The following is a 7,382-nucleotide window of genomic DNA, read 5'->3' as shown; positions in this document are numbered from 1 at the left end:
GCCTCCAAGGCGTCAGCTATCGACTCAAGAGCCACCAGCCCGCCGCTGATACGGCATAGTAGAAAACACAGATAGTGGTCCTGTTTTCAAACGGCACTATTGGCCCTGTTTTGGCTCGGCGTTAACAGTTCCCGCAGTGATTGAGAAATGAACACTCTGTAGGCAGTTTAGGGCGTCGTTTGGAGCAACCGTGGCGTTGCGGCTCACTCATTCGTCGTCCACCAAATTCCGGTGTGAATGGCGCCGATTACACGGTGGTATTTATGATCCAGGGCCTCTGGCGGCGATCACATTAACGGCCAACGCCAACCCAGAGGAAGGATGCTGTTTGTGGTCGTGGACGGCCATCATCGAACGCAGAGCGCTCAAGCTGACGGCCGCCCGAGAAAACGAATGGAAGCTACCCAAAGAGGCATTTGCGTGCAGGCTTGCCGCGCTTGCTTACACGTAGCTCACCCGTATTTATGTGGCGCTGGCCTCGGCCCGCTCGAGCGCGTCCTTATTTGCCCAACGATTTCCAAGGATCACGTCGACAACTAGGGCAAGAAAGACGAGTGCGAGCCACAGCCATGCGTGGAGGCTGGCAGTAAACACAAGACTCAGCACGATCAGTATCGTTATCGGCGCATACGAAATTATCCGACGTGTGCTCGTTGCGTTTTGCGCCCGCCGCACCTCTTTCCCGAAATAGTCCCTCAAATTCATCTGCAATACCCTCCGCTGTATGACACGGCCAGTATAAGTCCTGGTGCAGGAACCAGCTGTGTGCAGTGCCCCGTCCAAACATTGATGGTTGACTTGGCAGCGATCTGAAGCACGCTCACACCGCATAAGGCGACAGCTCCCCAACCGAGATATTTACCTATCCCTCCACAGATCGCCGCTGCGCCTCGAAGGTCCCGAGCACTGGCAGTTTCCGCTTTATTCATTTTCATTGAAGGCAGCGGCCCAAACCATGCGAACTGGGGGTCTGCAACGATCGGGTAGAGGCTGTCAATGCTGGGAGCAATGACTTGGATGAGAGCATTTCCGTCAACCTCGTAGTGCGTGGGTACAGTCGCACCAGACGCATCCCTGGCCCAGGCGGGAGCGATATACGCAGTCACCTCGTGGTCTACATCGAACACAATCGCACCACCGTTGTCCGTAAGTTCGAGTGAACCATCGGTCGGGAGATCAATCGGATAGATGTATGAAGTCGGCGCTTCGACACTTCTCAAGATCGTCGTGATCTGGAGAGACCCGTCAGTCTTCACGATTGGGACAGTTGATGACTCATTCCCATTGTCGTAGGACACAGCCCCATCAAAAGCAGGCTCCGCGGGGAGCGCCTCCGAGGCGAAAGGAAGCCCAATAACCATGCCGGAATACTTTAAGTCTTGGGCGGTCGAATTGGAAGTCGGACCGCTAAAAGCGATTCCCTCTGTTGGTTCATTTGGAATCACGATAGTCACATCGGCGACCGTATTTCCCAACGCGGCCTCAGCCGTGCTGTCCCATGAGATTTGTGCAACATCCTGCAAAACCTCCGGTGCCGCGGAGCTGATTGCAGACAAAACTCCCGAGTCAAGCTCTTCGGCCGAGGCCTCCGTTACCGTTCCCGAAAACATTAGAGATCCGACGACAGCGACTGTCGTCAGTCCTAGGGCAACATGCCTTGCACCAAATATGGATCGATCTATTTTGTTGCGATTTTGCATTTCATATCCCCCAATAAAGTTCCGGTCGGTTGGTTTTCTTACCAACCAATTTCACCGCACAGGAAGAGCTCACACATGCGAAGAACGATACCAACTCCCCGTTTTCACGGGCCAGCCAAATTCAGTGCCCCCGCAACGGAATGAAAACGAGATATTGGTCCCTTGGATAGCGAGCCGCAACTAGGTTCATGAATGTATTGCGCAGATGCGCACTGAAGAGTCGAATGGTGCGTCCGCATCGCAAGAATGCGTGAGGGGTGCGGGACACGACCGGGGCTGGAAATTACCGTCCCCTGGACGTCATTCAGCGTATCTCCAGTTCACAGTTTCCAACTCGCCGCTTCCCACTGATTTACCTCACGCTTGGAGTTTGGAAATTCTTCGATACAGCGTAGCCCGCGACATGCTCAGATCTCGAGCGACCTGCGTGGCAGACTCACCGGCGTTGACCAGGCAGCGGGCATTGAGGATTTGGCTTTCGGTGAAGCGATGTCGACGCCCGCCGAGATCTTTACCCGCCGCGCGGCGTTTGTTGACACTATCCACGATGCGCTCGCGTTTGATGGCCAGTTCCATCTCGGCCAAAGCAGCCATGACTGTGAACACCATGCCGCCCATCGGCGTGCTCGTGTCCACATCTCCCCCGCCTAAGTTCAACACGCGAAGCGCGGCACCGCGTGTGCGCAGCACTCCCGCCAAGTCCAGCATGTTGGCCGTCGATCGCCCCAAACGGTCAAGCGTCGTGACGACGAGGGTGTCATCCGCCTCCAAGGCGTCCAAGGCCGCATCGAACTCCGGACGTCGCTCGCGACCACCACTGACACCGTGATCGACGTATACGTCGTCGCGACGAACGCCTGCAGCGAGCAGATCAACTAACTGTCGATCTGGAGTCTGACTCTTCGTCGATACCCGCGCGTACCCAATCAGCTTCGTCATTGACGCCTCCCGATGTCTCCCAACCGTCCTTGCATACCTAGATGCTATCCGGTGGGAAAAACACACGTTACGAGACACGTCGACTCGCCCACTGCAGCCAGACGACAATGACTAGATCCCTGTCACCGCAAGGGATGTGGTCTGCAATACTCTGGACAGGTGCGCAAGGCACTTCTGTCTCGTCAAAACGTCTCGCAACCCACAGGTTTCGAGACGTGGTCTCTGCCGGGCGTTGCGGTGCGTCCCATTCTGTGTCGCCTAAGTTTCAAGGGCACGTAGTCCCGGGCAGGCGTTCTGCGGTCTCCCGAGGAAAGTCTTCATTGTTAATCCGTGCCCATCACCTGGACACCGAGATCGCTCACTCGCCGAGCACCTCGTCGAGGATCTCGGCCGTCACCGGATCAACCATGTCGGCCGTGACCACGTAGCTGTTCCTGGTGGTCTGCTCGTTCGCGTGACCGAGGAGTCGTGAGGCCAGCGTGATGCCGGCCGCCCGCTGGATCAGCGTCGCGGCCGTGCGCCGGTAAATGTGCGTCGTGTACTCGTCCACGTCGACGCCCATCCTGACCAATTCGACGCGCTCGTCTTCCACGAATGCGCGGAGAAGGCGTTCGTAATTGCTGACGCTCAACGAGCGGCCGGTCTTCGTTGGGAACAGGAACGCCTCCGGATCCGCCTCGGCAAGTGCCAGCCGTCGCCGCACAGCTGCTGCTGCCATCGACGGCAGCGCAATGGTCCTCCGTTGCCGGGACCGCTTGGGCGAGTTCTTGCGATGCGTACCCTGCGCCTTGGTGCTGACGATCGTTCCGTTCACGATGAGGGTCGGCGGCAGCGTCGTCATGTCCACGTCGCAGCGCCGCAAACCGATGCATTCACCGACGCGCAGCGAGGTGCCGATCATGATGTCCATGCCGTCGATTAGCGCCCGATAGTTGGGGCGGGGCCCGTCGTCGCGGGTGAGCCTCCAAACCTGCATGCGCCCTCGAATGGCGGTGATTTGCACCGGCGAGAGTGCGGATTCTTTGCGCGGCGACATAGGCAGGCGTTGTACGTCGCGCACCGGGTTCTGCACCAGAGCGTCGTCGCGAACGGCGTAACCGCATACGAGACTAAGCACGGCACGTGCGCGCCGAGCCTTCGAGATCGTCTCCTCCTCCAGAATTCGCTGCAGGATGCGATCGCAGCGACCGACCGTCAGGTGTTCGAGCCGCACTCCCCCGCACCGTGGCACGATGATGACGCGGGCCGTGGTCTCGTACGATTCGTAGGTCGAGTACGACAGGCTGCCGGCCTTAGCCCGGGTGAGTACCTGTGACAGCCAGAGCTCAACCGCGTCGGCGACCGTGTTCGACGGTGAAAGTGCCCCCGCACCACCGGTAGCCAGCGCCCTCGCCTGTCGATGGATCTCGGCGATGGCTTCGTCGCGCGTATCGGCCGTCACGGCGTGGCGATGCCGGGTACCGCTATCGTCACGGCTGGTGCCGCGGGCGCGGTATCGGCCGCTCGCCAACTGTTGCACGTCGATTGAGCCCACTTCACCGGCTGCGATCTGTGGCCTAACCATGGCGGTGTTCGTGAACCCAGGTGAGCACGTCCTGCACGTCGTACCGCACGAGCCGGCCGAGCTTGATATAGGGCGGCCCGGTCTGCATCAGGCGCCAGTCTTCGAGAGTGCGTTCGGGCATTCGCAGCAACTCGGAAAGCTCGCGCTGCGTGAGAAACGAAGGAGTGGTTTGCGTCGTCGCGTCCATGCACAACAGGTGCACGGCGAATGCCGTGAGCAGCCCGCCTATGCCGCGACGAGGCCGTATTTGCCCGGGCAACAGAGCGCATAACCCACTACTGAAGGGGGTTATTGGTCTGTTTCTGGTCACAGAGCCTGTTTCAGGCCTGTCGGACAGGGTGGGCGATAAGTGATTTCGCCGCGGAATCCTGCGCCTGTTAGTGCTGGGGTACCTGGACTCGAACCAAGAACAAATGAACCAGAATCATCCGTGTTGCCAATTACACCATACCCCAATGCCTTATCCGAAGATCGGGCCGAGTAGTAGCCTAGCTCAATCGGGCCGGAGAGGCCAAACCGAGGCTTTCCTCGGCGCGTCCCCGGCCCGGTGGCGGTCAGGTCAGGCTGCCGAAATTGTAGCCAGGGCCCGATCCAGGCGGCCCAGGGTCTCGGCCTGACCGAGGATTTCCATGGATTCAAACAGCGGCGGCGAGATCTTACGGCCCGACAGCGCGACGCGCAGCGGTCCGAAAGCGACGCGAGGCTTGAGGCCCAGGCCCTCGATGAGGGTCTCTGCGAGCAGCGCGTGCACCCGGTCGGTAGTCCATTCCGCAGACGGAATACCTTCCAGTGCGGTGCGGCTTGCGCCGAGAATGTCTACGGCGTTCTGCGGGAGGGAGGTGAGAGCATCCGCTTCGAGAACCAGGTCGGCGCCGGTCACGAACAGAAAACCGAGCATGGCGGGCGCTTCGCCGAGCAGGGCGATGCGCTCCTGGATGAGCGGTGCGCCCTGGGCGAGCAGGGCCAGTTCGGCCTCGCTCGGAGTCTCGCCGAACACGCCGGCGGTCACCAGGTAGGGAACCAGGCGGGCGGCGAAGTCGGCAGCGTCGAGCTGGCGAATGTGGTCGCCGTTGATCGATTCGGCCTTCTTGAGGTCGAAGCGGGCCGGGTTGGGGTTGACGTTCACGACGTCGAAGGCGGCCGTGAACTCGTCGATCGAGAACACGTCACGGTCGTGAGAGAGCGACCAGCCCAGCAGGGCGAGGTAGTTGAGCAAACCCTCGGGGATGAATCCGCGGTCCCGGTGCAGGAACAGGTTCGCCTCGGCGTCACGCTTACTGAGCTTCTTGTTTTTATCGCCCATGACGTAGGGCAGGTGGCCAAAACGCGGCACGAACGTGGTCACGCCGATGTCGATGAGCGCGTGGTACAGCGCGATCTGGCGAGGGGTCGAGGAGAGCAGGTCCTCGCCGCGCAGCACGTGGGTGACTCCCATGAGCGCGTCGTCGACGGGGTTCACGAAGGGGTACAGCGGGTGACCGTTGGGGCGCACCACGACGAAGTCACTGAACGATCCGGCCGGGAAGGTGATCTCGCCGCGCACGAGGTCGTCGAAGGACAGCTCGGTATCGGGCACCCGCAGGCGTAGCGCCGGGGAGCGGCCCTCGGCCCGGTACGCCGCCTTCTGCTCGTCGGTGAGGTCGCGCTCGAAGTTGTCGTAGCCCATCTTGGGGTCGCGTCCGAGATCGCGGTTGCGCTTTTCGATCTCTTCGCCGGTGACGAAACTCTCGTAGATGTGGCCGCTGGCCTTGAGCTGCTCGATGACGCCGAGATAGATGTCATGGCGCTCGCTCTGGCGGTACGGCGCCTGGGGGCCGCCGACATCGACGCCTTCGTCCCAGTCCAGCTGGAGCCAGCGCATAGCGTCGACGAGCTGCAGAAAGCTCTCTTCGCTGTCACGGGCGGCGTCGGTGTCCTCGATGCGGAAGATCATCTTGCCGCCGTTGTGCCGGGCGTAGGCCCAGTTGAACATGGCGGTACGAATGAGGCCTACGTGCGGCGTTCCGGTCGGCGAGGGGCAGAACCGCACGCGAACGTCGGTTCCGGTGGCGGTAGAAAACGGGTGTGCAGTGGTGTCAGACATTACTCATGATTCTAGTTGCGCGATCCCTGACCCACTTCTTTCCGGGCCCGGGCCCGGAAAGCGGGACCATGATCAATCGTGGGCCTGCTTTCGTAAGGTGGGCCTGGGATCCGGGCGGGCGTCGCCTAACGTCTATCCACCGCGATGGCCGACAGCGCGCGCAACGCTGCGGCCAGCGCCGGTACGCGCTCGGCGCCAGCGGCCGTGACGGCGTGAAGGGTGCGATGGTCACGCCCGGTCGTGGCCCGTATCGAGACGCCTGAGCGCGCGCCAACCGACTCGATCGCGAGGGCGGGCAGCAGCGCCACGCCGATGCCCGCCTCGACCAGGCCGAACACGGCAGCGACGTTGTCGGTCTCGTAGGTGATCCGCGGGGCGAACCCACGGCGATCGCAGAGGTCGAGCAGGTGCCCGCGGCAGCGCGGGCAGCCGGCCACCCAGTTCTCATCGGCGAGGTCGCCCAGATCAATGGGGTCATTGCCGTCAAACGGATGCCCGACCGGCAGCACGAGCATCATCTCGTCTCGCCGTAAGGTCGCCACCCGTAACCCCTGCGCGCTTTCCCTGTGCGGATCCACTCGATCCCCCGGGTAGCTGAAGGTGATGGCCAGGTCGGCCCGGTTGTCACGAACGGCGGCGACAGCCTCGGGCGGTTCGGCCTCGAGGTAGGTGATGCTGATCTCGGAATGGCGGGCCTTCATGCGCGCCAGCAGATTCGGAACGAGCGTAGCGGATGCCGACGGGAACGCCACGAGACGCACGAGCCCGGATCTCAGCCCCTGAAGTTCGGCGATCTCCCCTGCCGCCGCATCCAGCGCGGTGGCCACCGTCACCGCGTGCCGCGCCAGCACGAGACCCGCTTCAGTGAGACGAACGCCACGGCCGACCCGCTCGACGACGGAGAGTCCGAGCCGCTGCTCGAGCCGTTTCAGCTGCTGGCTCACGGCGGGCTGGCTATAGCCCAGGGCGACCGCGGCGGCCGTGATGGACCCGGTCTCGTGCACCGCGCGCACGACGCGCAGGGCCTGCGCATCGAGGGCGGGGCTCGCCCCGGGGAGGTGGATCATGCGCTTAATCATAATCAACGGTTATGCAT

Annotated in this window: 6 protein-coding genes and 1 tRNA gene; all 7 read right to left on the bottom strand. The window is 61.7% G+C overall.

Annotated features, from left to right (window positions below; translation table 11 throughout):
• Positions 1-701: 701 nt before the first annotated feature.
• Positions 702-1,700 (bottom strand): hypothetical protein, encoded by a 999-nt coding sequence (locus tag QMF22_RS14150; protein ID WP_283454661.1) that lies wholly within the window; start codon positions 1,698-1,700, stop codon positions 702-704.
• Positions 1,701-2,057: 357 nt separating this feature from the next.
• On the bottom strand, positions 2,058-2,639 hold the full coding sequence (locus QMF22_RS14145) for a recombinase family protein (protein WP_283454659.1): 582 nt from the start codon (positions 2,637-2,639) through the stop codon (positions 2,058-2,060).
• A gap of 358 nt (positions 2,640-2,997) precedes the next feature.
• Positions 2,998-4,203 carry a tyrosine-type recombinase/integrase gene (locus QMF22_RS14140; protein ID WP_283454657.1) on the bottom strand — a complete coding sequence of 402 codons (1,206 nt, stop codon included), beginning with the start codon at positions 4,201-4,203 and terminating at the stop codon, positions 2,998-3,000.
• Entirely contained in the window at positions 4,196-4,324 is a 129-nt protein-coding gene (locus QMF22_RS14135; protein ID WP_283454655.1) for a DNA-binding protein, read from the bottom strand. The genes QMF22_RS14140 and QMF22_RS14135 overlap by 8 nt, the downstream gene beginning before the upstream one ends.
• Before the next feature lie 262 nt (positions 4,325-4,586).
• Positions 4,587-4,658, bottom strand: a tRNA-Gln gene (locus QMF22_RS14130).
• Positions 4,659-4,762: 104 nt separating this feature from the next.
• Positions 4,763-6,286, bottom strand: coding sequence for a glutamate--tRNA ligase (gene gltX / locus QMF22_RS14125; protein WP_283454654.1), 1,524 nt, complete (start codon positions 6,284-6,286; stop codon positions 4,763-4,765).
• Positions 6,287-6,411: 125 nt separating this feature from the next.
• Positions 6,412-7,353, bottom strand: coding sequence for a LysR family transcriptional regulator (locus QMF22_RS14120; RefSeq protein WP_283454652.1), 942 nt, complete (start codon positions 7,351-7,353; stop codon positions 6,412-6,414).
• Between the last annotated feature and the right edge of the window lie 29 nt (positions 7,354-7,382).

The sequence above is a fragment of the Cryobacterium sp. PH31-L1 genome, from assembly GCF_030063145.1.
Taxonomy (GTDB): domain Bacteria; phylum Actinomycetota; class Actinomycetes; order Actinomycetales; family Microbacteriaceae; genus Cryobacterium.
Note: the sequence above shows the minus strand (reverse complement) of the source record. Positions and strands in the feature narration are given on the sequence as shown.

Excerpts from the sequence above, each read along its gene's own strand:
- QMF22_RS14150 (WP_283454661.1), bottom strand. The coding sequence starts at position 1,700 with ATGCAAAATCGCAACAAAATAGATCGATCCATATTTGGTGCAAGGCAT.
- QMF22_RS14145 (WP_283454659.1), bottom strand. The coding sequence starts at position 2,639 with ATGACGAAGCTGATTGGGTACGCGCGGGTATCGACGAAGAGTCAGACT.
- QMF22_RS14140 (WP_283454657.1), bottom strand. The coding sequence starts at position 4,203 with ATGGTTAGGCCACAGATCGCAGCCGGTGAAGTGGGCTCAATCGACGTG.
- QMF22_RS14135 (WP_283454655.1), bottom strand. The coding sequence starts at position 4,324 with ATGCCCGAACGCACTCTCGAAGACTGGCGCCTGATGCAGACCGGGCCG.
- gltX (WP_283454654.1), bottom strand. The coding sequence starts at position 6,286 with ATGTCTGACACCACTGCACACCCGTTTTCTACCGCCACCGGAACCGAC.
- QMF22_RS14120 (WP_283454652.1), bottom strand. The coding sequence starts at position 7,353 with ATGATCCACCTCCCCGGGGCGAGCCCCGCCCTCGATGCGCAGGCCCTG.